A 23,592-nucleotide genomic window follows, 5' to 3' on the forward strand; every position below is an offset into this window, starting at 1 on the left:
CTTGTCGGCGACCACTTCGAGCAGGGCACTGCGCAGTTGGTCGGCGCTGACACCCGCGGCCTCCTCGGACACCGACACGACGGTCGGGATCTGAGCAGCCGGCTCCCGGGCCGCAGCGATCGATACGGTCGGTACCGGGACTGCAGGCGAAGCAGGCGCGATCGCAGCGGGTGCAGCTTCCTGTGTGTTCTGCTGCGCCGCAACCGGTATCGATGCGGTCGAAGTCGCATGCCGGAACGGAGCGGGGTCGGAGATTCCGCCCGCGATCTCCAGTTCGGCGATCCGCCCCAGGACCTCGGTCGCACGGGTGTGGCTATGACTGATCGCCACACCGTGGTCTTTGACCGCTTCGATCGCTCGGATCAATCCGTCGTCGATCCGGTCGGTACTCAGAGCCTCGGCGAGGTGGCGTGCGAGTTCGAGCTGGCCGTCGAGGTATCGGTCATGGGTGTCGAGGTGCGCGGCAAGGGGTGAGGACTCGTTTGTCGCTGGACGTGGATCGTTGGAAGGCACGGTCGTCTCCGAGGGTCGAGTTGCCTGAGGGGCGGGCGTGGGCTGGACAGGAGCCGGAGCGGGAGCAGTCGACGGCGTCGACGCAGCGGCTGGAGTGTGCGCCGGGGTGAGCGCGGACACTCGGTATCCATCGGCGAGTGCATCGGCGTAGGCCGCACGGCGGGTCGGCGGCACGTACTCGGGAGCGGACAGCGCGACCGTCATACCGCTCCCGGTGCGCGGCGGCGGCGGTGTAGAGGCGTAGCGGTTGACCTGGTTCAACGTGACACCCAGCACGATCAATTGAGCGGCCGCACGCTTGAGCGAGAGGTCACTGTTTCCGAGCGGACCGATATCCGTAGCGATGGCAACCACGTCGTCGCCCAGAGTGCGATGAACCAACGAAGTCAGGACCTTCTTCGGGCCGAACTCGACGAACACGGTGCACCCGTCGGCGTGCATCGCTTCGAGCGACGCGACGAATTCGACTGGCTTCAGCAATTGCTCGACAAGCATCGCGGCGTTCTCGGCCGCGTCGGATCCGTACTGGCGATCCGGCGAATTCGCGTAGACGGGAATGGACGGTGCTCCGACACCGACAGCGTCGACTGCAGGTGCAAACGCATCGACCGCGTGCGCGACGTACGGGGTGTGGAACGCGGCCGACACCGGGAGCTCACGAGTGGCGACCGCACGCTCGGCCGCGGACACGATCACCGCGTCGATCGCAACGCGCCCACCGCCGACAACCACCTGATCGGGCGCATTGTGGTTGCAGATCCAGACGTCGTCGATGTCCTGGACGATCGAGTCCACGACATAGCGGTCGGCAGCGACTGCGAGCATCGTTCCGTTGTCTTCGTCGGACGTCGGTGCCATCGCAGCACCGCGGGCACGCGCCAGAGTGAAGTAGTCGCCGGTCTCGAGTGCGCCCGACGCCCACAGCGCGGTCAGCTCGCCGAAGCTGTGGCCGGCCAGAGCATCTGCTTCGAAACCGAGTTCCCGGAAGAACTGGTACTGCCCAACCGATAGCGCGCCGATCGCCGGCTGCGCGAATTCCGTTCGACGCAAAGTGGCGTCGTGTCGCTCGCGAGTCTCGTTGTCGAAGACCGGCGGTGGGAACACGATTCGGCCCAGCCGTTCGGTAGCGTCCGCGAACGCTACGTTCGCGAGGTCGAACGCCTCGGCAACCGGCGGCGTGTTGAGAAGAGCGTCGGTCCCCATGTCGACGTACTGGCTACCCTGGCCGGAGAACAGCGCACCAACCTTGATCCGGGGCAGTGCAGCCGCGCGGAAGAACAGACCCTCCGGATGACTCCACTGCTCGGACTCTCGATTGCGGATCAGTTGTGCAACGCCCAGCTCGCGCAGCTGCGCCTCGTCCTCGTCATCGACTGCGACGAAGCCGAGTCGCGCATGATCGCTCGGAATCTCGCCGCCGTCGACCGACTCACCGGAGCGGACAGCCTCGATCAGCGAGTCGACATCGGCGGCATGCCACACGTGAACACGGGGCACGCAGTGCAGCGGGCGTACGTCCGCGCGGGGCGCGTTGCTCTCCTCGAGTACGACATGGAAGTTGGTGCCACCGAATCCCATCGCCGACACCGCAGCGCGGCGCACCGGTCGCTGCGGGTCACGAATCCACGGGCGCGTCGCGGTGTTCACGTACAGCGCTGCGTCCGAATCGATTCCGGAGTTCGGCGCATCGACGTTGATAGTGCCGGGCAGAACTTTGTGGTACAGGCCGAGTGCGAGCTTCATGAGACTCGCGGTTCCCGCAGCGCCCTTGGTATGGCCGATCTGCGACTTCACACTTCCGACAGCGGCATACGACGTCTCGTCACCGGCGTCGCGCAACAAACCACCGAGCGCTTCGATTTCCGTTCGGTCGCCGACAGCGGTACCGGTCGCGTGCGCTTCGAACAATTCGACCGAGGCAGGTGAGCACTCGGCGTCGGCGTAGGCGCGGTCGAGCGCGATCCGCTGGCCTTCCGCACGGGGGGCGTAGATGCTCTTGGACCGCCCGTCGCTCGATGAGCCGAGGCCACGGATCACTGCGTAGATACGGTTGCCGTCGCGCTGAGCGTCCGACAGACGGCGGAGCGCAACCATGCTGATGCCCTCGCCGAGCAGCGTGCCGTCCGCTTGTGCAGAGAAAGGGCTGATCTGCCCGGTCGGAGACAGCGCGCCGACCTTGCTGAAGCACAGGTAGATGAAAATTGAGTTCTCGGTGTCCACACCACCGGTGATCATCGTGTCGGCTCGACCGTCCAGCAGTTCTGCGACAGCGGTCCGCAACGCTGCGAGCGAGGCGGCACACGCCGCATCCACCGTGCAGTTGATACCGCCCAGTCCGAACCGGTTGGCGACGCGACCCGCGACCACGTTGGCGAGCAGACCGGGGAACGAATTCTCTTCCCACGGCGCAAACGCTGCAGTGAACTTGTCTGCGATCGCGTTGACGTCCTCGGTCGACAGACCACAGCTGCGCGCCGCTTCTTTCAGGATTGGCGTGGACAACCGAGCGGCGAGCGGATGCATCAGTGGAACCGGTCCGGTCGTGCCGAGGACGACACCGGTGCGAACAGGGTCGTACCAGGACGATCCCGTCGCGCCGGCGTCGATCAGGAGATCACGAGCAACGCCCAAACTGAGCGTCTGCATCGTCGACGTCACTTCGAGCTGGTTGGGCGGCAATCCGAATTCGAGGGGATCGAAATCGACATCGGGGAGAAACGCTCCGCGGCGGGAGTAGGTCTTGTCGGGGGCAGTCCTGTCGGCGTCGAAATAGTCGTCGAGGCTCCACCGAGACGCCGGAACCTCCTCGGTGCAATCGACACCGTCGACGATGTTCTGCCAGTACTCCCGGTGGCTCGTGGCTTTCGGGAACAATCCGGACATTCCGACGATCGCAATAGGGTTGCGAGCGAGTCGACGGTCTTCGAAGATGTCGGATCCGGTAGTGGATTCGGCGGTCACGATGGTCCTCTCGGGTTTCATGCGAAGTGACGTGCGGCGAGCGAATATCAGGCTGCGAGGGTGGTGGCAGTCGTCTGGTAGACGAGTTCCACTGCGGAGGCGGCGAACTCACGATGGCCGGTCGAGCTCGGGTGAAGGCCGTCGGAGGTCCACATCTCGCCCTCCGCCCACTGGGGGGACGCGGCGATGTCGAGAAGAAGCGTTCCCGTGGTGCGGGTGACCTCGACGAGTGCGGAGTTCGCTTCGGTGAAGCGCTCGCGCAGCAGTTCCCGGAACCGGTCCGGCACCGGCAGCCTCGCTGGGATGTCCGGGTACGTGGCGGTGAATACTGTTGCGCCGCCGGTACGCAGCTTGTCGAAGATCGCGTGCAGGTTGTCCTCGAACCGGGGCCGTTCGTAGTCACTCACCAGATCGTTGACTCCCACGACGACACCGTAGAGCGAGGAACGGGTCGCAAGCGCACCGGGAAGCTGCACATCGAGGACATGTGTCGTCGTGGCGCCGTGTGTGCCGAAGTTGCGAGCCTTGTCGCCGCGCAGCCCTATTTGTCCTGCGAACCGCGGGACCCAGCCGCGGAAGCCGCCGCCCTCGACCGGGTCGCCCCGGCCTTCGACGAAGCTGTCGCCGACGACGGTCAGAGTCGCGGTGCTCACGCCGACGTCAGATGTCGGTCGCCGTGCGGAAGGTCAACTTCCGCGTACAGATCGGCGAGATTGGTGGGAGAGAAGAACTCCTCACCCGGGATACCTCCGGCGATGAGCCCGAAGAACTTCTTCGTGTACTCCGGACTCTTGCTCGCTGCACGGAAGACCGAGTCGTAGTACGGCGTCAACTTCAGGTCGGAGATACTGGTGGTCAATTCGTACGTGCCTGCGCTCTGTTCGTCACGAGTATTCTGGTAGTCCTCGAGCGCATCGCTCATCGGCCGCGAACCAGCCAGACCTTCGTGTACGCGCTCGGAGAGCAGCTCTGCGTACTTGAACGAGTCGGTAATCCCCCAGCCGGTGAACGGATCCTTGTGGTAGCCCGCGTCGCCGACCAATGCCCAGCCGGGACCGAAGGAGCGTCGGTAGAAGTTGTCCGGGTAGAGCATCGGACGGAACGGCTCTTCACGAACGGCGCTGTCGCGCAATTCTTCACCGTACTTCGGGTCGACTGCGTCGACGATCTCCTCCATGCCGCCATCGGGGTCCGCACGGAAGTCGCGGAACCGGTCGCGCTTGCGCATGACGGCCACGAGGCTGAGACCGTCGTTGGTGGGCCACGACGCGAACTGCTGCTCGCCGAAACCGGTGCGGTGCTGCATCCCCCAGTCGATCCCGGAATAGTACGAGTAGTAGATGAAGCAGCCACCGGGCGACGTCTTGTAGATGTCCGCGCCGACTTTGCTCGCGACGGTCGAGTTGGCACCATCCGCGCCGATCACGATCGAGCTGCGGAACTCCTGCTCCGGACCGTCACCCTCGTGTCCACGAATTCCCCGCACGACACCGTCACTGATCACGAGTTCGTCGACGGTGAAGTTCTCGATCACCTCGACTCCCGCTTCGCGGGCGCCGTCGACCAAAATCGAGTCCAGGACGGTGCGTCTCGGGCAGTAGACGGCGTCGATGCCGTCGATCGGGTCTGCGAACCCGTCGAGGGAGATGTCGGTGTAGGAGAAGTTCAGGTGTCGAATCGGCGGGCAGCCGGACTCGATCACCTTGTCCAACAGTCCCCAGTCCTGCAGCCGCGAGAGCCCTGCCTGGTGAATGTAGTGAGTCGAGACCGTGTCGCTCGGGAACGTCGTCCGATCGACCGCGAGTACTCGATATCCTTTCCGTGCGAGCAACATTGCTACCGAAGATCCTGACACCCTGGCGCCGACAACGATGACGTCGTACATAGTGAATCCGCTCCTGTTCGATCGGTTTTGAGTCTCGTGCTCTCGAATCTCAGTGTTTCTGTCGTAGGGACCCGATGCGTGTCCGAAGAATGGTTCGGCATCGGGCGATCGGTCTGCCCTATAGCCGACCTGGGATCAGTAGGTGTGTTATCGAAGTGTTTGCGGGGTGGCCATGTCGTAGATGTCGGCGATCTCGGCGGCGAACGTCGCTTCGATAGCAGCCCGCTTCAATTTCAGTGACGCCGTCAGCAATCCGGAATCGACCGTAAAATCAACTGATAACACACGGAATTGACGAATCGACTCGGCACGCGAGACCAATGAGTTCGCGTCGTCGACGGCCGCTTGCAGCTCGGCGCGTACCAGGGCGTCGTCGAGACCGACCGCTGCCGGGTCGAGGGTGATCAACGCGACCACGTACGAACGCCCATCTCCGATCACGACTGCATTGCTCACGAACGGATGCAACCGAATTCGGTCTTCCAGCGGGGTGGGCGCCACGTTCTTCCCACCCGAGGTGACCAGAATCTCTTTCTTACGCCCCGTGATTCGAAGATAGCCATCGTCGAGCTCGCCGATGTCCCCGGTATGCAACCAGCCGTCGGCGTCGACCGGAGACCGATCCGCTGCGGCACCCCAGTAGCCCCGTGTGACGTTGGCGCCGCGGACCAGGACTTCGCCGTCGGGAGCTATGGCCACGGTCGTCCCCGGTATCGGCCGTCCGACCGTTCCGATGCGATTGGTCTTCGGCTCGTTCACGGTGACCGCCGTTGCGGATTCGGTCATTCCGTAGCAATTGAGGATATCGACACCGAATCCTGCATAGAACCCGGCGGTGGAGTCGTCCAACGATGCGCCCCCGGAGATCACGGAGCGCAGGCGCCCGCCCAGCATGCCGAGCACTGGCCGCGAGGGAACAGCGGCCGATGCCTGTTTTCCGGACCCGAGCAGTGTCAATCCGTCCGACACCGCAGCTTGCTCCGCACCGCCTTCGAGGTGTGGACGGGCGGCCTTCCGGATCTTCTCGAGGGCGTACGGAACGAGAGCAAGGAAAGTCGGCTTGATCTGCGGCAGCGCCGCAACCGTATCGGGAATACCTGGCAAGAGGTGCGTGTCCGTGCCGCCGTACAGCGTTGCGAACAGAATGGTCTGTCCGAACACGTGGGCCAGCGGTAGTCCCAGCGCGGTCACCGCCTGGTCATCCGCGGTGCCGCCGAACATGTCACCGGCCCGAACAACTGTGTTGGCCGCGGCCGCAAACATGTTGCGGTGACTGAGCATGCAGCCCTTGGCCGGCCCGGTGGTACCGCTGGTGTACACGATCATCGCGAGATCGTCACGATGGACTGCGGCGATGCGATCATCGGGGGCGGTCCGACTGGTCGAACGCGACCACTGTGACACCTTCTCGAACGACCACACCGTTGCCGCACCGGCGTCGCTCAGCCGTTTGGCATCGAACTCGCTCTCGGCGGCGAAGTGGGTGGATCCGGAATCTGCCACGATGTGGCGGATCTGATCTGGGGAGGATGTCGGATACACGGGCACCACGACACCACCGACAGCCAGCACCGCCAGGTCGAGGACGACCCAGTCCAGGCTCGTGCGGCCGAGCACGGCGACGCGTTCGCCCGCACCCACTCCGGCCTCCACGAGGGCCGAAGCAAGACTCCGGACGCGGTCCGCGACCTCGAGGCACGTCAGCGATTCGGATTGCCCGCGCTCTCGTAGGGACGGTCGACCCGGTGTCCGGTCTGCGGCGTCGAAAATGATGGAGGAGAGGCCCGACTTCTCGGCCAACTCGACGCCGGGCCCGGAGAACGACTGAGGATTCATGAATACCGATTCAACACGTGCAATTCTTGGGCGGCAATGACCAAAAGCCTTGCGCGCCAATGGATATTCCTATCCACGACGTCAGACTGCGAGCCCCACTTCCGACGGACATTTCACGCTCTCCGGAGGCTCGATGCAATCCAGGAAGGAATCGACAGCTGGATTCACTTCACCGGCGCGCCAGACGGCGTACAGGTCGATGACCGGAACTGGGTCGAACAGCTTCACGGCAACCGAGTTCGCCCCGACCGCTCCCATTCCCACCGAGGTGGCCCGCGGAAGGGATGCGAACCCGACGAGCGGTTTGACCGACACGACGTGTGCCGTTGCACCCGGATCGTCGGCGGTCTGGGCGATCTTCAGCGCGATCTTGTTGTCCGCAGCCGCGGACAGGATCGAGTCGTACATCGCCGGGCACTGCTCGCGTTCGAACAACACGCACGACTGGTTGGCCAATTCGGCAAACGGAACGCCAGGCCGACCCGCCCACGCATGCCCTTTGCCCACCACCGCGACAAGGGGAACCCGATGCAGGACCCGACGATGACGAAACTCGGCAGTGTGCGGATGACCGTAGACAAGAGCGACGTCGAGAACTCCGTCCGCCAACGCCGAGAGCTGCGGGCCGGTTCGCTTTTCCCACAAAGAGACCATCAAGTCGGGGTGTTCCTTGCTCATCTTCGCCAATGCGTACGGCAGGATGTGCCTGCTAGCCGGGAAGTTGTAGCCCACATTGAGCGATCCCGATCGCCCAGCTGCCGTCGACTTCGCGATACTCGCAGCCTTGTCCACCTGTTGAACGATCAATCGTGCTTGGGTCACGAACTCTTTGCCCGCCGAGGTCAACTTGACCTCATGCGAGTTCCGGGCGACCAACATTACGTCCAGAGACTTCTCCAATTTCTGCAGTTGGGCACTCAGAGACGGTTGCGTCATATGAAGCCGAGCCGCAGCTCGCCCGAAATGCAACTCCTCAGCGATGGTGATGAAAGCCATCAGGTGCCTGAACTCCATGGTGCTCCCCCAGTTAGTTCGTGGGAATGACACTATCGAGAGGAAATAACTGCACGTAAACAGAGCGAAACCGTGCGGTGCCGCCGCGGTGTCAGCTGAAGGTTTCGTGATCGCGTTCAGCGTTCGCGGACCGCGGCTGGGGACACCGATTGCACGAGACTACTGCCGAAGAGTTTGTTCGGCCCAGGTGAGGATCACACGCAGTCATTCGGCCCGTCAGTCAGCAACGTACCCCTCACGTCGGTCAGATCGGAATCGCTGACGCCGATCGCATTCGGGATGTCGATCGGCCCCGCTCTCAACATTTCAGGCTCGCCACGAAGATCGGATACCGGCCCCACTCCAAGCCGTCTCATTTCAGTGCGGCTCCCTTCGTCCAACCTCGACAGCTCCGATGGTCTAAAAGCAACCCGCACCGAACGGCCCCCCTCCGCTGTACGGACGCCACCGACGTCTCGAAAATTTCAAGCACCCGACAATCGAAATCAGTTGATAGAAAGTGGCTTTGCCATCAGGATATATTACCGCGGCATCGCGTCGGGAGTAGTTCCCGCATGTGTCCGATTCGGAAGGTATTGTTTCAGAACGTCATTCGCCTTCTCAGGTACATATGAAATGCGCGCCATTCCTCGTTCGACGGCCGCTATGATCTGCGGTCGCAGTTCGGCTGCGGGGACGATGCGGTCCACCGAGCCGACCTGCTGCGCACGCTCGATGTTGTGGATGGCCTCGAATTCCGCCGCCACTTCACCCAGCTTGGCATTGCGCACATCGACTCTGGTCGACGCGAGCTCCACGCGCAGGTGAGCACGGTCAGCGTCGGTCTCCGCCGCGGTCAGCTCGGCTTCGAGATCCTTCACTGCTGGGTCCGCTGCGGTTCGGGCATTGACGTCGCGAGTGAACACCACCGCCGCAGCGGGTGCGCCACCCAAGACGGAGGCGAACGACCCTTCGACTGCCAGCACTTCCATGTTGTCGTTGAGAGCTCCGGAGAACACGACGAATGCACCGCCGTGGTACCGCGAGACGACGCAGAAGACGATCGGTCCGTCGAAGTTGACTATCGCGCGGCCGATTTCAGCGCCGTACTCCAGCTGCAAAGTACGTAACGACTCGGGCGAGCCGTCGAACCCGGACAGGTTGGCGAGGACCACCAGCGGCCGACTTCCGCTGGCCGCGTTGATCGCGCGGGCCGTCTTCTTCGACGAACTGGGAAACAAAGTTCCTGATGTCCATTGGTCGGGTCCATCGGCGGGGAGCAAGCCCTTACGGGGGATGGCCCTGGACTCGATGCCGATCACGCTGACCGGGATTCCCGCCAGGTGGGCGTCGAACACGACGGAGGTGTCGGCGTCGGCCATGTCGGCCCAGCGCTCGAGAACGCAGTGATCCTGATCGACGACGGCCCGCATCACGGTGCGAATATCGAAAGGCTTCTTGCGATCCGGATTGGTGACCGACGAGAAGACTTCGCCGACGGTGGTGAAGTCGCTTGACGGGTGGGTGTGCGGGAAGCTACGCACGTCGCGATCGACGGGGTCCGTGGTCGCCGCGCGCCTCGGGAACCGTTCGCCGGGAGCGAGGTACGAGTGTGCGTAGTGGCGGAACAGGATCTCGCACGCCGCGGTGAGGTCGGGGGCCCAGTACTGAGCCTGGCCGTTGGGGCCCATGACGCGGTCGTAACCACCGATACCGAAGTTGTCTTCGGCCGACACACCGCCGGAGTAGTCGAGAGACTGCTTGCCGGTCAGCACCATTGCGCTGTCCGGAGTCATCACCAGAATGCCCTTGGTGTGCATCAACATGGTGGCTTCGGCGTTCCAGTAGGGCTGAGCGCCGACGTTGATTCCGGCGACGACGATGTTGATCTCGCCGCCGCCCTGGGTGAAGGTGATGATGCGGCGCAGCCCGCGGGCCACCCAGTCCATGTTCTCGGTTCCGGTCGACATCGAGATGGTGGCACCGGAAGACAGTGCGAACCACTCGACCGGAGCGCCGATCTTCTCGGCCAGGTCGACCGCGGCGACGATGCGTGAGCATTCGGCCTCCGCGACGGTGCCCAGCGCCTTGGTGGGGTCACCGAAGAGCGCGACGCGGGTGACTCCTTCGGGGTACCGCGCGCTCGGAGTGGTCACGACGCCGGTGATGATGCCGGCCGGGTTGTGGCCGTACGGACGGTCGACAGGGTTGAGGGTGCCCGCGACGTCGAAGTCGTATTCGGTGAACGTGCCACCCGATCCGGTGAGCAGCGGAATGAGTTCATAGGGGTACACCGTTCCGCGTGCTTGCGAACGCAGAACCTTCTGCGTGTACTCGTCGAGCGGACGCATCGGTTCGGTCGGCTTGGCCGTCACCTTGGCGACGATTCCTGCGCCGGAACGGTACGAGAACCGGATGGCCACGTCGCGAGGTGTCGACCGTGCCCCGTCCTCGAGTCGGGCGATCAGGGTGATCTCCTCTAGCCCCGCACCGACCGTCGACGGGGCGATGTGACGCGCGATCGACGCCAGGTGGTCCTCCGGAACGTCGAGCACCGGCCAGACGTAGAGAGTGACGCGGTTGGCGTCGAGCCGCTTCTTACCGCGTTGAGCCTGGGTGCGGCGGATGCCGTCGAGGCAGGCGGCAACGGTGCGCTCGATCTCCGGTACCGCGACCACGTTGCCATGTTCGTCGAGTTGCGTTGTGACGCTGCGTACCTCGGCGAGTGCCATTAGGCGCTCGTCCGACGGGTTCGCTTTCGCCGTGAGCCGGAACAGGTAGGTGCCGGCGGCGGTGGGGAGCCGCTCCCCGTCGAAGTTCTTCAGTCGCCACAGGTCCAGGCGCTGCCCGGTGAGCGGGTGCATGTCGCGGATGATCAGGTCCTCGGACAGCGGCTCCGATCCGTCGGTTCCCGTGCGGCGGAGTGTCACATACCGAATTTTGCCTCCGCAGACAATGACGGTGATACGACGCCAGCCTTGCGTTCGTGGGTGCTCACTCAGCACGGCATGAATGGTTGACGAGATGTCGTCCCCATCGGCCGGCGCATCCGGCCATGCCAGGTACAGATCAACCGCGAGATGCGCAGGGTCCGGTCCGGCAATATCGTCGACGACATCCAAGGTTGACGACAGATTACCGAAATGGGTTGCAGCTGTGATTAATTGAATACGTTCGCCAGCAAGGTCGAAGTTGCCGGTGACAAAGAACTTGCCATCGCGGTCGAAGGACTTGATATCTTCGAGCGTCCGGATCTCGTAGTATTGGCGAGTGATGACCTCGAGCAGCGCACCGGGATCGAAAATGCGTTGTGCGAGTAGGCCGATCAGCGGCTGCGGGGTTGCGACGAGTGCGTCGATTCGGGACGAGTAGTCCATGGCGTCGGGGTTGTCGGCAAGATATTTCAGGCTGCCGCGGACGTGGTCGTAGGTCTTTTCCCTGGCAGTGCGGATCTGCGGCTCGTCGAAGACTCGGAAACGTAGGTTACGCGCGAAGTCGCCGATGACAGGGTAGCGGGCCTGGGTGGCGATGATGAGGCGTTCGAGTACCTCGGCCAAGGCAGCGGTGGCCTCGGGTGGCGTCGAAGGATCAGTGAGCCGGTGGTCGAGCAGTGCGGCGATGACCGGGACATGGTTCTCCATGCGTTGGAGTGCGAGGAAGACGCGGTACACCGCTTCCTCGAGCTCCGGTGTCCGGCCGTCGACAGCATCGTCGTCGTAGTGCTCGAGGACCCGGGAGAGCCTGGTCCGAAACGAATCCGGCAAGCCCTGAATGTCCACGTCGAGCGAGTGCAGGAACGAGTGAAAGTGCTCGCGTGGGCTGTGCACCCGCTCATCGGTACGCTCCTCGTCCATCGTCGGGCGATTGCGAGACAGTTCACAGATGTCGGCGAAGGTGTTGAGCAGGGCCAACTCTGCCTCGACGACCTGGGTGTCGTTGCGGGGAACCTCACTGCGCAGAGTCTCGTACTCGGAAAGCAATGTCTGTGCGCGCGAGGCGCTGACGTCGAAGCCGGTGATCAGTGCAGCCAGCTCGTCGAGCTGTGCGAGGGCCTTGCACCGGGGTGTCTCACCCTCGGGTCCGTCCACCGCGCGAAACTGAACACGAGCAGTCAGGTGCGACGCTTTCTGCTCACCCGCCTGGTCGACGCGAAGTAGTGCAGCTCCCGAGTCGACCTGGCCGTTGACCGAGGCGAGTACTTCGCGGACACGTCCCGCGTACGGCGACCGCACGGCAGTTTCCATCTTCATGGATTCGAGGACGACCAGCGTCTGACCGGCTTCGACGTCGTCACCGACAGCGACCTGCACTGCAACGACGACGGCGGGTGCAGGTGCACGCACGAGGCCGGCTTCGTCCTGGCTGATCTGATGACTGATGCCGTCGACCTCGACAATGAAGTGGGCGGCTCCGGCGACGGTGATGATCTGATATCGACGGTTGCCCAGAACCAGACGACTCTTGAAATCGCCGAGGCGCTCGACATCGACTTGTAACTCGCCGCTGTCACCGTCGACGCAGTACCGGTGTGGCGCAATCTGGCCGACACCGAACTTGTAGGCATGGCCCTGGTAGTTCAGTTCGACGGTCCGGCCGATGGTGTGGCTCGCGCGAGGTCGTCCGCCACGCGCGGAAGACAGGAAGCCGGCGCGTTCGCGAGCCTCTTCCGCATCGTACGCGTCGATCGTTGCTGCGATCAGTGCGATGTCAGCAAGGGCGGTGGGGCCCGTCGGGGTGCCGGCGTCGATGCGGTCGAGCCAGCCGGTATCGGCGGAGGCGGAGATGACTTCTTCGCGGTCGAGCAGGTTCAGCAGAAAGGATTTGGTGGTGGTGCCGCCTTCGATGACGACTGTCGTCTCACGTAGTGCGTTGCGCAGTCGGGCGAGGGCCTCGTTGCGATCGCGTCCCCAGGCGATGACCTTGGCAACCATCGAGTCGTAGTCGGGAGGGATGACGTCGCCCTGCGCGATACCGGTATCGACGCGCAAGCCACTGCCGAGAGGGAACTCGAGGAGTTCGACGCTGCCCGGTGCGGGCGCGAAGCCGTTGTCGGCATCTTCGGCGTTGAGTCGGGCCTCGACGGCGTGACCGAACTCGGCCGGACACGGGCCCTCGAGCTGGTCCCCGTCTGCAACGAGGATCTGCAGCTTGACCAGGTCGATGCCGGTGGTGAACTCGGTGATGGGGTGCTCGACCTGTAGCCGAGTGTTGACTTCGAGGAAGGTGAAGTTCTTCTGTTCGGGCTGGTACAGGTATTCGACGGTACCGGCGCCCGCATAGCCCGCAGCTCGGATGAGTGCACTCGACACGGCGCGCAGATGATCGGCCTGTTCCTGGGTCAGTAGCGGCGAGCTGGATTCCTCGATGACCTTCTGGTTGCGGCGCTGGATCGAGCAGTCGCGTACGCCGGGGGCCCACACGTTGCCGTGGTTGTCGGCGATGATCTGGACCTCGACGTGGCGGGCATCGGTCACCAGGCGCTCGATAAACACGACCGGGTCGCCGAACGACCGTTTGGCCTCACCTTGGGTGCGTTCGAGTGCGAGTTCGAGTTCGCTCTCTTCGAAGACCTTGCGGATGCCGCGGCCGCCGCCGCCGCTACGAGCCTTGATGATGAGGGGATAACCGATGGCCTGTGCGTGCCGACGCGCATCCGCACGGGTCTCGACCGGTCCACCGCTCCACGGTGCCACAGGAACCCCGACGCGTTCGGCGAGGAGTTTGGCCGCGACCTTGTCGCCGAGCAGGCGCATGGCGTCGCCCGACGGCCCGATGAAGGTGATGTTCAGACGCGCGCAGATATCCGCGAACGCGGGGTCCTCCGCAACGAATCCCCAGCCGACCCACACCGCGTCCGCGCTGGACTCGACGAGCGCACGCTCGAGTTCACTGTGGTCGAGGTAAGCGGACCCCACCTGGGGTTCGCGCAGGGTCACTGCCTCGTCGGCCTTCCTGACGAACATTGCGCGTCGCTCCACCTCGGTATGCAGGGCGACCGTCCGAATGCCGTAGCCGTGCTCGGCGTTAAGTTCGTTGACTGCCCTGATCAGGCGTACTGCCGCCTCACCCCTGTTGACTACTGCAATCCTCTTGAACATCACATTCCTTGATTCGTCAGAAGGTATCGAACAATGTCGGTCTTCGGGCTCGTGCGGAGGCATCGGTAGCACCCCGCCCGGCGCACCGACCAAAAACGGAACGCCCGGTCGCACTGTCGGTGATTCGCGCGTTGCACTGGATCACGCGACGGGCAACCCCGAACCCAAGTGGTGCGCTCCGCCCAAGCCGACCCGCGCTACGAACCGAACGATGCATCAGAGGTCCATACAGGACAAATGCCGAAGTGGCACTCAAGACACACACCATCATCGAGTTCCCGTGGGCCCATCATCGCCTGTCCGCACCGGCTGGCGGTGCGGTGGAATTCGTCGAGTACATCTCTTTCGCAAACCGAGCAGGTGCCCGACAAGACCTACCCGTCCACTACACACGCGCAGAACAAGATCCGCCAACGCTTGCGTTCGTGAATAGCTCCGCAAAAGCGAGTACTGCTTTACTTCCTCCCCGCCGACACCGATGTGCACCGGAACAACCCGAATACAATCCGCTGTATCCAGGGATGCGAGGTCGGCATGATTGCCCTCCGCTCCACCGGGCGTCCGACGACAACCACCGTGTACACGCCGGCTTTCAGCATCGTCTCGTGCTCCATCGATTGAAGATCGTTTTGCACACTCCAGGCTCGGGGACCACCCACCACTTGCGCGCCGCGAAGGGCACATCACGTTCGTGCGATCAGCGTCGTCTATCGCGCCGTCCCGGCCAAATCGGCGCAGGAACTTCATCGACCATCGAACACGATAGCGCGCAGGCATCGACCAGCTGACCGCAAAGTCAACAACTTTCACACACGAACACCAGCCCGCCGGACGAAACGTGATGGTCGACGGGCGAATCATCCTCCCGCTTCGCCCCCCCGGACGCAGAAGGAAGCGAACACCACCGGAGTACGAACACCTACATGTTCAATAACCACGGGCCTTCGAACAATGCTGTGGACAGTGCCGATTTCTCTCAGACTATCTCGGCTGGAGAGCAGGCCGACGACATCTTTGCAGTGACCGACGCGCTCGAAAAGTACATCACGGAAAGCCTCGCCAATGCCGATGAGGTTGAGGACATCATCGCGAACCTACGGGTTGAGTCCGCCCATCCGCAGTCAAACAAACAGAGTCTGCGCGCACTACTCGGGGGCGCGATCCTGGCTGTGCCGGTAGCAGCTGGAACAGATATTGGGGAACGCAGGTCTCCGAATTGGCCGTCACGGCTGTGCAATCGCTTGCCTGATACCCGCAGCAAAATTTTCCGACCCCGCGCGCCCCCCTTACGGAAGTAGAAGGCGACTCAGGCTACCCGCTCGAACGCGGACGAGTCCTGGGACCTCGCCGAATCGGATCGGGAAATACGTGCCATCGTTCTGACCGGAGCAGGCGAATCCACGTTCTGCGGCGGTGCCGACCTGAAAGCGCTCGCCACCGGTGGGCCGGACGCCGTCACACCGCCGGAGACAGCAGACTGGGGATTCGCTGGAATTGTGCGGCACCCGATCTCGGTGCCGATCATCTCAGCAGTGAACGGTTCGGCTTTCGGCGGTGGCACCGAGCTGGCCCTTGCCTCAGACCTCATCGTGGCATCAAGCAAGGCGGCATTCGGCCTGCCGGAAATTCACCGGGGACTCATCGCCGGCGCGGGTGGGGCATTCCGGCTTGCTTCCGCGTTACCCGAACATATCGCCCTCGAGCTCCTCCTCACTGGGCAGATGCTGACTGCACAGGATGCAGATGGGGTCTGGTCAATCGAGTGGTGCAACCCGCCGAGGTACTGAGTACCGCAATGGAACTCGCGGAACTGTGTGCATCCGGCGCTCCCCTGGCGGTACGAGCATCGAAGCGAATGGCTCGCGGCATTACAGACGGGGTCATGACTCACGAGTACGAATCCTGGGAGAGAAACAAGAGAGAGCTCGATCTCCTCGCTGCGACAGCGGACGCAGTAGAGGGCATCACCGCTTTCATCGAGAAGCGCGCGCCAGAATGGACCGCGAAATGATGAAGAACGCAGGCGGCGACGCCGCTGACGGCGCTGTCAAGTAGTTGAAATCCACTGGTCTGGAATGATCCGGTGGCGTCGTCAACTTGACAACACCCGAGAGATCCCGTTTGTCCGCACGAAACATGAAGGATGGTCATCACCGCAAAATTCACCGCCATGACGAATATCGTCTGACGATACTGAACTTCACTATTCCCTTAACCTGTGAGCACGGGGCGGTCTCCTGCGGCGATGTATCGGGCGAACATGTCGATATTGTCCCTCACGAACGCACCGCGGCCCGCCCGTCTGAGGATTTCCTCCACTTCCGGTAGCGGTTTCCAGCAGTGACTGCGATACACGCTGTCGAGGAATGGCTGCAGAGCGCTACGAGCAAGGTCACCCATATCGGCGTGGGCGCCGTCGAATCTCACCCGCACCTCACTCATCGCTCGGCCGCCTTCGCACACGGACCCGGAACCCCGATCGCCGAACAAGATCTCTGAACGACCGCGTTACGCGACGAATACATGCCGGTACACATCCTTTCGAGGTACATCAAAACGTACGCAGAGCAGAATGTGGCGATCTCCGCGAAACACTCAATTGGTTGCGATTCATTCACGACAGCTGGCCAATCACGTGCCGGCTTCTCCCCCGTGCAACTCTCACACGAACATCGCCGCCCCTACTGTTCCGGAAGACATTAGGGGATAAAGCCGAAATATGTTGTACCGCAGATCATATTGTGCGTTAGGCCAGTCAGCGTTCCGCTGACAGGAGCTGAATGTCAGCGGAAGGTGAGTGCGACTGCTTCGCCAGCCTCGACGGAGTAGCAGTTGACGACAAGCACACAACGTATGCCCTACCACTCAACCCCGCCTTTGATCCGCAGATGCAACGCACACTCTCATTCTCCGACAGCAGCGCAGCCACATGACGTGCAAGTTATACCTCAGCGAACTCTTGTTCAAGTCGCACATTTCGCAGACATCGAACAGTGCTAAAGGTCCTGTCCTTGAAAAACTACCCACCATCTGGGAATGCATAGATACCAGAACACGTAAGGGCGTCAACACCCTGTTGCCGGAAGTGATATTTTGGATGTACAGCGCATTACACCTAAATTGTAGTTAGTCGTCAGCTATCTGCGCCTCCGAGTATCAAGGAAAGGTTCGTAGTGACAATCCGTGACCACGACCACTCGGCATCCCTGACCATGACGGGAGTTGCTTCCGAGCTTTGGACGAAGACCTCACCCGCGTTGGCGCCGTGCCGGCAACGCGCCACCAGACCGCGTCTGCGTGAACACCGGGGTTGCAGGCGAATCCATTTCACTCGCAGGACGGCCGGGAGTCCGACTTTGGAACGAAAGCAGGAAATCGTGCACGACCTGCACCGGACCCACACCAGCGCGGAGGCCCGGGCAACACTGTTCAACGGTCCACGATTTTCCGAAAGCGTTGCCGCAGTGCGCAACTGTCACAAAATTGACCGACACGCCGATCTACTCATCGCATTCGACTACTACGGCCACGCCGCAACATTGATGAATCGTCATCTCGCTTCCCCTACCTGCCGACCCCAACACCCCCACACTGAATACGCAGCACTGACCACCATTTCCGGCGCCATCGCACCGCCTCTCTCCATATGTGCCACATCAAATAGGGAGGTCGTGACGAACAGGAGGCGCCGGAGAAACGCCCTTACTCAACGAGTGAGTTCCGAAGGCAAGAATCACTTCCTTAGAGAGACGCCGATGTAGGCAGTTTCAGTAGCGCAGGTGCGAAATCTCCTCGCGGACAACACGAATGATTCTCAGTTACGTTGATTGTCAACAAAGTTGGATGTCATTGATATCGCTTTCTCAGATTCTCGCACTCAGCGCTGTCGGCAGCGGAATGCTATCCCTGTCACTACAGATCACCTCGCTGACATTCCACGGCCACGACCAGAACCGACTATTCTTCCGCGCCGCCGAGGCAACTGCGGCACTCACCCTCGTGTTGTTCTCCGTCAGTCTGCTCGTCTGACTCTGCCAAGACGCTGCATAGACATTGATTGACAAGAAGTTTCGATGACATCGCCAGCGAATATCTGTCGCCCGACGTCGGCCGGATCACTTTCAGGCGCTCTCGCTGTCTTATGCGGCGACGGAATTCAGGTGTGCTGTGACTGTGTCTTCGATACAGGTCAAGAGGTCGACGTTTTCTCGCCGGGTCGCCGATGCCTGGCCGCTTTCGATGGTGGGTTCGAGGGCGAGTTTCACCATCAACGGCGCCCGGCCTATAACAACGCCGGCGGCACACCCCGACCGCGGAAGGACACTGCCATCGTCAAGCCGATGGAATCAGTCGCCGTCGATCTCGTGGCGGACAACCCGGGAAGTTGGACGTTGCACTGCCACAACGGATATCAACAAAAATTCGGAATGATGACACGTCTGGACTACGTCAACTGACCGGCCGGGGCGACGCCACATGCAGTCGGTGACGTGCGCCCCACTCCCTTCGGCCCGTCTCGGGCCGGATCTCGATCACCCGAGGAGGTGAGATCAATGGGAATGAACCCGATGGACATGTTGCACATGATGATGATGTGTCTACATCACATGGGCATGATGCCACCGATGAATATGCCGACGTGACACAGAAAGACACGCTTTGATCGGCCCGGCGTCCGCTCGAACACCAGCTGACTCGCCGGGTCTAGATGCATCTGCGCCACGGACTGCGCAGATGCGCCATCCCGAATAAGTCGCCCCCGTCAGATCCCCGCGACACCGAGCAGTTGCCCTACGGCATACGTGATGATCATCGCCAGGGCCCCGCCCAGAACCACACGAACCACCGCGCGACGGGAATTCGCTCCGCCCAGACGCGCACTCACCGCCCCGGTCAGAGCCAACGCAAGCAGGACCGCGACGAACGTGACAGGAATTCGGGCCCCCGCTGGTGGAGCGAGTATCGCGATCAGAGGAAGCAGCGCACCCACCGTGAACGACAGTGCAGATGAGAGGGCTGCCGAAATCGGATTCGTCAACGCGTCGGGGTCGATCCCGAGTTCGATGTCGACGTGTGCAGCGAAGGCGTCGTGCGCGGTCAATTCCTCCGCGACCTTGTGGGCTGTTTCTTCGCTCAAACCCCTGGCCTGATACATGGCGGTCAATTCGTCGAGTTCCGCTCCGGGTGTCTGCTCGAGTTCGCGGCGTTCTTTCTCCAACAGGGCGCGTTCGGTGTCACGCTGAGTGCTCACCGAGACGTATTCGCCGAGGGCCATCGAAACAGCACCGGCGACGAGTCCCGCGACTCCGGCGGTCAGGATCGGGCCGCGGTCGGGCGAGAGAGCTGCGACTCCGACGACGAGGCCGGCGACGGAGACGATGCCGTCGTTGGCCCCGAGTACGCCGGCGCGCAGCCAGTTCAGCCGCGAGGAGACGTCACCGGTATGTGGTTCGTCGTGAGACGGTTGACGGTTCTCACCGGTGTTGTCGGCTCCGTCGGGGTTCGAGGAGTCAGGCGAATCTGTCATGAGCGTGCGAGTTTCATGAACTGCGCAGCGGCACGGGCATCGCCGTCGCACACGAACCAGGCGGTACTCGTTTCTGCGTGATGGGTGGTTCGGATCTCGACTGTCTCGTCGATGGTGATGGGTTTCATGTATTCGAGAACAGCTCGATACGGCGCCTGCGGCAGGGACGGATGCGTCATCCACGACGTCTCGGCCGGCTGCCAGTAGACGGCGTTATTGACGTGATCGAATGGATCGATATCACTGGACCGTAAACAGAATTCGCGACCTGCAGTGTCCGGCGCTACGTCGGTGATCCACCGACGCCAGGTCAGCCGATGCTCGTCGGTTGTCGTCGCGAGCGGCACCAGGAAGTCATCGCTGATTCGAGACGGCATCCCGTTTCGGGGATTGATGTTGATCCAAAATCCTTCGGTTTCGATCAGCCCGCCGCCATCTGACTCGATGCGCACTCGCATGGTGCACCAGCGGCTCGACAGTGCGGAACACCATCGATGCAATCGCACGGTATCGGGCCACGTGATCGGTCTGATGACGTCGATGACCGTTCGCCGCACCACCCACAGGGGGTGAGTCTGGGCTGCGCCGTTTGCTTCGAGGTTGTCGAAACCCAGATCTTGCAGGTAGCGGGCTACGGCGTCGAGTCGTAGGGTTCGGTCCGGATGGATGTCTCCGGTACGAACAGGCCACGAGTTACTGAAGACTGCACCCTTCGAAGGGTAGGGTGCGAGCGGATCGAACCGCGACCCTCCGCGGTTGGTTGACGTCTGTGATGCCGAGGTTGTCACGGGCAGAGCTCTTTTCGTTGTTTGTTCTCGGCGGGTCTATCCGAGTTGGTCACTCCACACGGCCTTGGCTCCGCTCTCGCCGATCCGATATACCTGCAGAACCGAGCCGGCAGCGACGAGAACGGATAGGGCAGCGACCGCGATGACGACAACCCGCCACACCTTCGGCGAGGTCGAGGTATCGGGAGGGTCGGCTCGCCACGCCGCAAATCGTGTCGAATGAAGGATCCACCATGTGGCCGCGAGGACGAACACTCCGATCGACCAGAACAGCATCTGATCACCCAATTCGGCGTGTGCCTGCACCAAGGGATCTTCGGGGATTTGTTTTTCGAGCCATTCACCGGCATCGGTGGTGACCGGCACCGCTATGAGCGTGATTAGCGCAATCACTGCTGGTGCCAGTCCCAATCGGATTCTTGCAGCAGGCCAACACACCGCGAGAACGAGCAGGAGCGCCGAGATCGGCACGAGGACAACGACGAGGTGGACGAGAAGTGGGTGTGCGGGTAGGCCGCCGATCGTGGTCAACCCCATAGATGATCTCCGATCTCATGCACCGACGAGGCAATCAACCGTGTGTCACACGGTTCTGATTCAACGTATCGACCGATTCTTGGAGAGTTCTCGGTGGAAGCCTAGCCCTTCACCGGTGCAAGCAGAGTGAAAGGTCCCCGCCCACTTCCCGACCGTCTCCACGGTTTGCTCGACCACACGCGCCACGTGAACGGCCTATCGTCGCAGTCCATGCACTTGGTATCACCGGGATACGTGACCTCCGACTCGACGACATCGACCGCGCAGCCGGCACCCTGCTCATCGAGCGTCGTCACCCCAAACACCAGGTCATCCTGGGCGAACTGGTCATGACACTCACCCACGACTGGCTGCACACCCGGAACGGGGGCGGCCCCGCCGGTTTCGAATCCACCACCTCAGCGGCTCAGTGCGAGTGTGTCGAGCAGAATGTAGGCGGCAACGGCGAAGACCAGGTATGCGAACCAGCGCTGGAGTGTGCCGGTGTTGACGCGGTTGCCGAATCGTCCGGCGACCAAGGAGGCAACGATCGCAGCTCCGGTGAAACTGATCGTGATGGCCGGATCGATGGCGACGCCACTTCCGAGATGTGAGATCAACCCGGCGGCGGAGTTCGCGACGATGATCAGAAGCGAGGTTCCGATCGCGATCTGCATGTCTATTCCCAACATCAGGACAAGGGCGGGGATGATGAGGAATCCACCGCCGACGCCGAAGAGTCCGGTCAGAACGCCGACGGCGAATCCGGCTGGGATCGCACGAGGTGCGCAGCGACGCCAATTGATACCGGAATCACCTATGCGGCAGGCGGTCCCAATATCGCCGCGGTCGGCAAGCATACGAGCACCGGCTACGATCATGACCGCGGCGAACCCGATCATCACAACGGACTGCGGGAGCAGTCGCCCGAGGGCACTACCAAGGAAGGTTGCGGGGATACCTGCAGCGGCGAACACGGCGGCCAGCCGCCACTGCACCAGGTGGGCACGCACTTTCGGGATGGCTCCGACGGCAGAAGCGACGCCGACCACGATCAGTGAGATCGGGATCGCCTGGTCGATGTCGAGGCCGAGGCCGAACACCAGCACCGGTACGGCGAGGATGGATCCGCCGCCGCCGAGGAGTCCGAGAAGGATGCCGATGACAGCGCCGGCCGCGAGCGCGATTGCGAGGGTCATCGGAATCCGTTTCCGTTCATCGGCGGTCGGGGATTTTCTACGTTGTCACGAGTCAGTGTGGATGCGTGGTAAGTGAATCGAGCGCAGCTTGCAGTCGGGTGCTCGCTTGGTCGGCGACTGCCTGCAGCGCCGGCTCGCCGGTGACCTCGGCCATGAGGGCGGGGTTCATCGCGTCGACGATGACGCTGTTCGTTGCGGTGCGGTCGGCGCGCACGACGACGTTGCACGGCAGCAGTAGTCCGATCTGACGCATGACGTCGACGGCGCGATGCGCCAATGGCGGGTTGCAGGCGCCGAGGATGAGGTAATCCTCGATGTCTTCGTCGAGTTTGGCTTTGAGGGTCGCTTTCATGTCGATCTCGGTGAGTATCCCGAAGCCCTGATCGGCCAGGGCTTTGCGGGTGCGTTCGACGGCGTCGTCGAAGGTGGTGTTCAGGGTGGTCGTGAGAGCGAGTTGCATGATCTACGTCCTTTTTCCGGGATTGGGGGTCTGGGATCGGTCACCGGGCGCCGAGACGTGGGATGCCGAGGCGTTGAAGTATCAGGCTCATCGGGCACCACCCCACTGCGCTGTAGAGCAGGAGATTCGCGGCGACGAATGCGGTGAGAAGCAGCCACCAGATGGAGAAGATGAGGGTAAGCGCCACACTGAGCAGGACGACCACCCCGCCCAGCAGGGGAACGATCCGTTCGATGGTCCAGCCGTGGTGCCGAGGGAGAGCTGTCATGATCTGTGTCGTCCTTTCCGTTCGTTGTCCCCGATCGTCGCCTCGGCCTCAGGCGAGCGCGAGGAAGAGCTTTTCGAGTTCGCCTTCGGTCATCGGTTCCTTGCCGTTCGCAGTATCACCGGTCATACATTCACGCAGACCGGTAGCGACAATCTTGAAGCCTGCGCGATCCAATGCACTCGACACCGCAGCGAGTTGGGTGACCACGTCCTTGCAGTCGCGGCCCTGTTCGATCATCGAGATCACTCCGGCGAGTTGACCGTGAGCACGGCGGAGCCGGTTGAGTACCAATGCGATGCTGTCGTCGTCGCCGACCATGGGATTTCCTTCCGAAGGTGAATCAGCAACCTCAAATATACCCCTATGGGTATGTCCAGGGGGGTGGTTCGGGAGATCTGTGCGTCACAGCTGCCGAACCACCCCCGGACCCTGTCAGTGCGAAAAACTTATGTTGGGCAATACCTTTCGCAACCACGCCGGGGACCACCACGCGGCATGTCCGGTCAACCGCAGGAGCACCGGCAACAGGATGAGCCGGATCAGGACTG

Annotated in this window: 16 protein-coding genes and 3 pseudogenes; 5 read left to right on the forward strand and 14 right to left on the reverse strand. The window is 62.4% G+C overall.

Going from position 1 to position 23,592, the window contains the following annotated elements; translation table 11 throughout:
- From R4P65_RS30290 to R4P65_RS30315, 7 genes and pseudogenes are all read right to left on the reverse strand, one after another.
- Positions 1-3,474: beta-ketoacyl synthase N-terminal-like domain-containing protein (locus R4P65_RS30290; RefSeq protein ID WP_317829242.1), on the reverse strand; the 3,474-nt coding region annotated here is incomplete at its 3' end.
- Between the two features lie 47 nt (positions 3,475-3,521).
- Entirely contained in the window at positions 3,522-4,127 is a 606-nt protein-coding gene (locus R4P65_RS30295; protein ID WP_317829243.1) for an SGNH/GDSL hydrolase family protein, read from the reverse strand.
- A complete protein-coding gene (locus R4P65_RS30300) occupies positions 4,124-5,359 on the reverse strand; it encodes an NAD(P)/FAD-dependent oxidoreductase (RefSeq protein ID WP_317829244.1) in 1,236 nt (411 codons plus the stop codon). The genes R4P65_RS30295 and R4P65_RS30300 overlap by 4 nt, the downstream gene beginning before the upstream one ends.
- A 147-nt stretch (positions 5,360-5,506) precedes the next feature.
- The gene (locus R4P65_RS30305) at positions 5,507-7,195 is read right to left on the reverse strand and encodes an AMP-dependent synthetase/ligase (RefSeq protein WP_317829245.1); all 1,689 of its coding nucleotides are present in this window, start codon (positions 7,193-7,195) and stop codon (positions 5,507-5,509) included.
- A gap of 81 nt (positions 7,196-7,276) precedes the next feature.
- A complete protein-coding gene (locus R4P65_RS30310) occupies positions 7,277-8,209 on the reverse strand; it encodes a LysR family transcriptional regulator (protein ID WP_317829246.1) in 933 nt (310 codons plus the stop codon).
- Positions 8,210-8,403: 194 nt separating this feature from the next.
- Positions 8,404-8,661, reverse strand: a pseudogene (locus tag R4P65_RS33255) (tyrosine-protein phosphatase); the annotation flags it as partial.
- Positions 8,662-8,730: 69 nt separating this feature from the next.
- Positions 8,731-14,286 carry a carboxyl transferase domain-containing protein gene (locus R4P65_RS30315; protein ID WP_317829247.1) on the reverse strand — a complete coding sequence of 1,852 codons (5,556 nt, stop codon included), beginning with the start codon at positions 14,284-14,286 and terminating at the stop codon, positions 8,731-8,733.
- A gap of 923 nt (positions 14,287-15,209) precedes the next feature.
- On the opposite strand from R4P65_RS30315, the gene R4P65_RS30320 reads away from it, so the two are divergent.
- The 5 genes and pseudogenes from R4P65_RS30320 to R4P65_RS33260 form a co-directional block, all read left to right on the forward strand.
- On the forward strand, positions 15,210-15,584 hold the full coding sequence (locus tag R4P65_RS30320; RefSeq protein ID WP_317829248.1) for a hypothetical protein: 375 nt from the start codon (positions 15,210-15,212) through the stop codon (positions 15,582-15,584).
- Between the two features lie 81 nt (positions 15,585-15,665).
- Positions 15,666-16,297: pseudogene (locus R4P65_RS30325) on the forward strand (enoyl-CoA hydratase-related protein).
- 329 nt (positions 16,298-16,626) lie between these two features.
- Positions 16,627-16,785, forward strand: coding sequence for a hypothetical protein (locus tag R4P65_RS30330; RefSeq protein ID WP_317829249.1), 159 nt, complete (start codon positions 16,627-16,629; stop codon positions 16,783-16,785).
- 1,344 nt (positions 16,786-18,129) lie between these two features.
- Positions 18,130-18,315: a hypothetical protein gene (locus tag R4P65_RS30335; protein ID WP_317829250.1), complete on the forward strand. Its 186-nt coding sequence runs from the start codon at positions 18,130-18,132 to the stop codon at positions 18,313-18,315.
- Between the two features lie 263 nt (positions 18,316-18,578).
- Positions 18,579-18,743, forward strand: a pseudogene (locus R4P65_RS33260) (multicopper oxidase domain-containing protein); the annotation flags it as partial.
- 305 nt (positions 18,744-19,048) lie between these two features.
- On the opposite strand, the gene R4P65_RS30345 reads toward R4P65_RS33260, so the two are convergent.
- The 7 genes from R4P65_RS30345 to R4P65_RS30375 all read right to left on the reverse strand — a co-directional run bounded on the left by R4P65_RS30345 (position 19,049) and on the right by R4P65_RS30375 (position 23,362).
- A complete protein-coding gene (locus R4P65_RS30345) occupies positions 19,049-19,813 on the reverse strand; it encodes a VIT family protein (RefSeq protein ID WP_317829252.1) in 765 nt (254 codons plus the stop codon).
- Positions 19,810-20,601 (reverse strand): acyl-[acyl-carrier-protein] thioesterase, encoded by a 792-nt coding sequence (locus R4P65_RS30350; RefSeq protein WP_317829253.1) that lies wholly within the window; start codon positions 20,599-20,601, stop codon positions 19,810-19,812. Before R4P65_RS30350 ends, R4P65_RS30345 begins: the two co-directional genes overlap by 4 nt.
- A 36-nt stretch (positions 20,602-20,637) precedes the next feature.
- Entirely contained in the window at positions 20,638-21,138 is a 501-nt protein-coding gene (locus tag R4P65_RS30355; protein ID WP_317829254.1) for a DUF2231 domain-containing protein, read from the reverse strand.
- 398 nt (positions 21,139-21,536) lie between these two features.
- Positions 21,537-22,316: a sulfite exporter TauE/SafE family protein gene (locus R4P65_RS30360; RefSeq protein ID WP_317829255.1), complete on the reverse strand. Its 780-nt coding sequence runs from the start codon at positions 22,314-22,316 to the stop codon at positions 21,537-21,539.
- Positions 22,317-22,368: 52 nt separating this feature from the next.
- The gene (locus R4P65_RS30365) at positions 22,369-22,776 is read right to left on the reverse strand and encodes a DUF302 domain-containing protein (RefSeq protein WP_136472288.1); all 408 of its coding nucleotides are present in this window, start codon (positions 22,774-22,776) and stop codon (positions 22,369-22,371) included.
- A 40-nt stretch (positions 22,777-22,816) separates the two neighbouring features.
- Positions 22,817-23,044: a DUF2892 domain-containing protein gene (locus R4P65_RS30370; RefSeq protein WP_317829256.1), complete on the reverse strand. Its 228-nt coding sequence runs from the start codon at positions 23,042-23,044 to the stop codon at positions 22,817-22,819.
- Positions 23,045-23,092: 48 nt separating this feature from the next.
- A complete protein-coding gene (locus tag R4P65_RS30375) occupies positions 23,093-23,362 on the reverse strand; it encodes a metal-sensitive transcriptional regulator (protein ID WP_317829257.1) in 270 nt (89 codons plus the stop codon).
- Positions 23,363-23,592: the final 230 nt, after the last annotated feature.

It is taken from the genome of Rhodococcus sp. IEGM 1318 (assembly GCF_033142465.1).
Taxonomy (GTDB): domain Bacteria; phylum Actinomycetota; class Actinomycetes; order Mycobacteriales; family Mycobacteriaceae; genus Rhodococcus_F; species Rhodococcus_F qingshengii_B.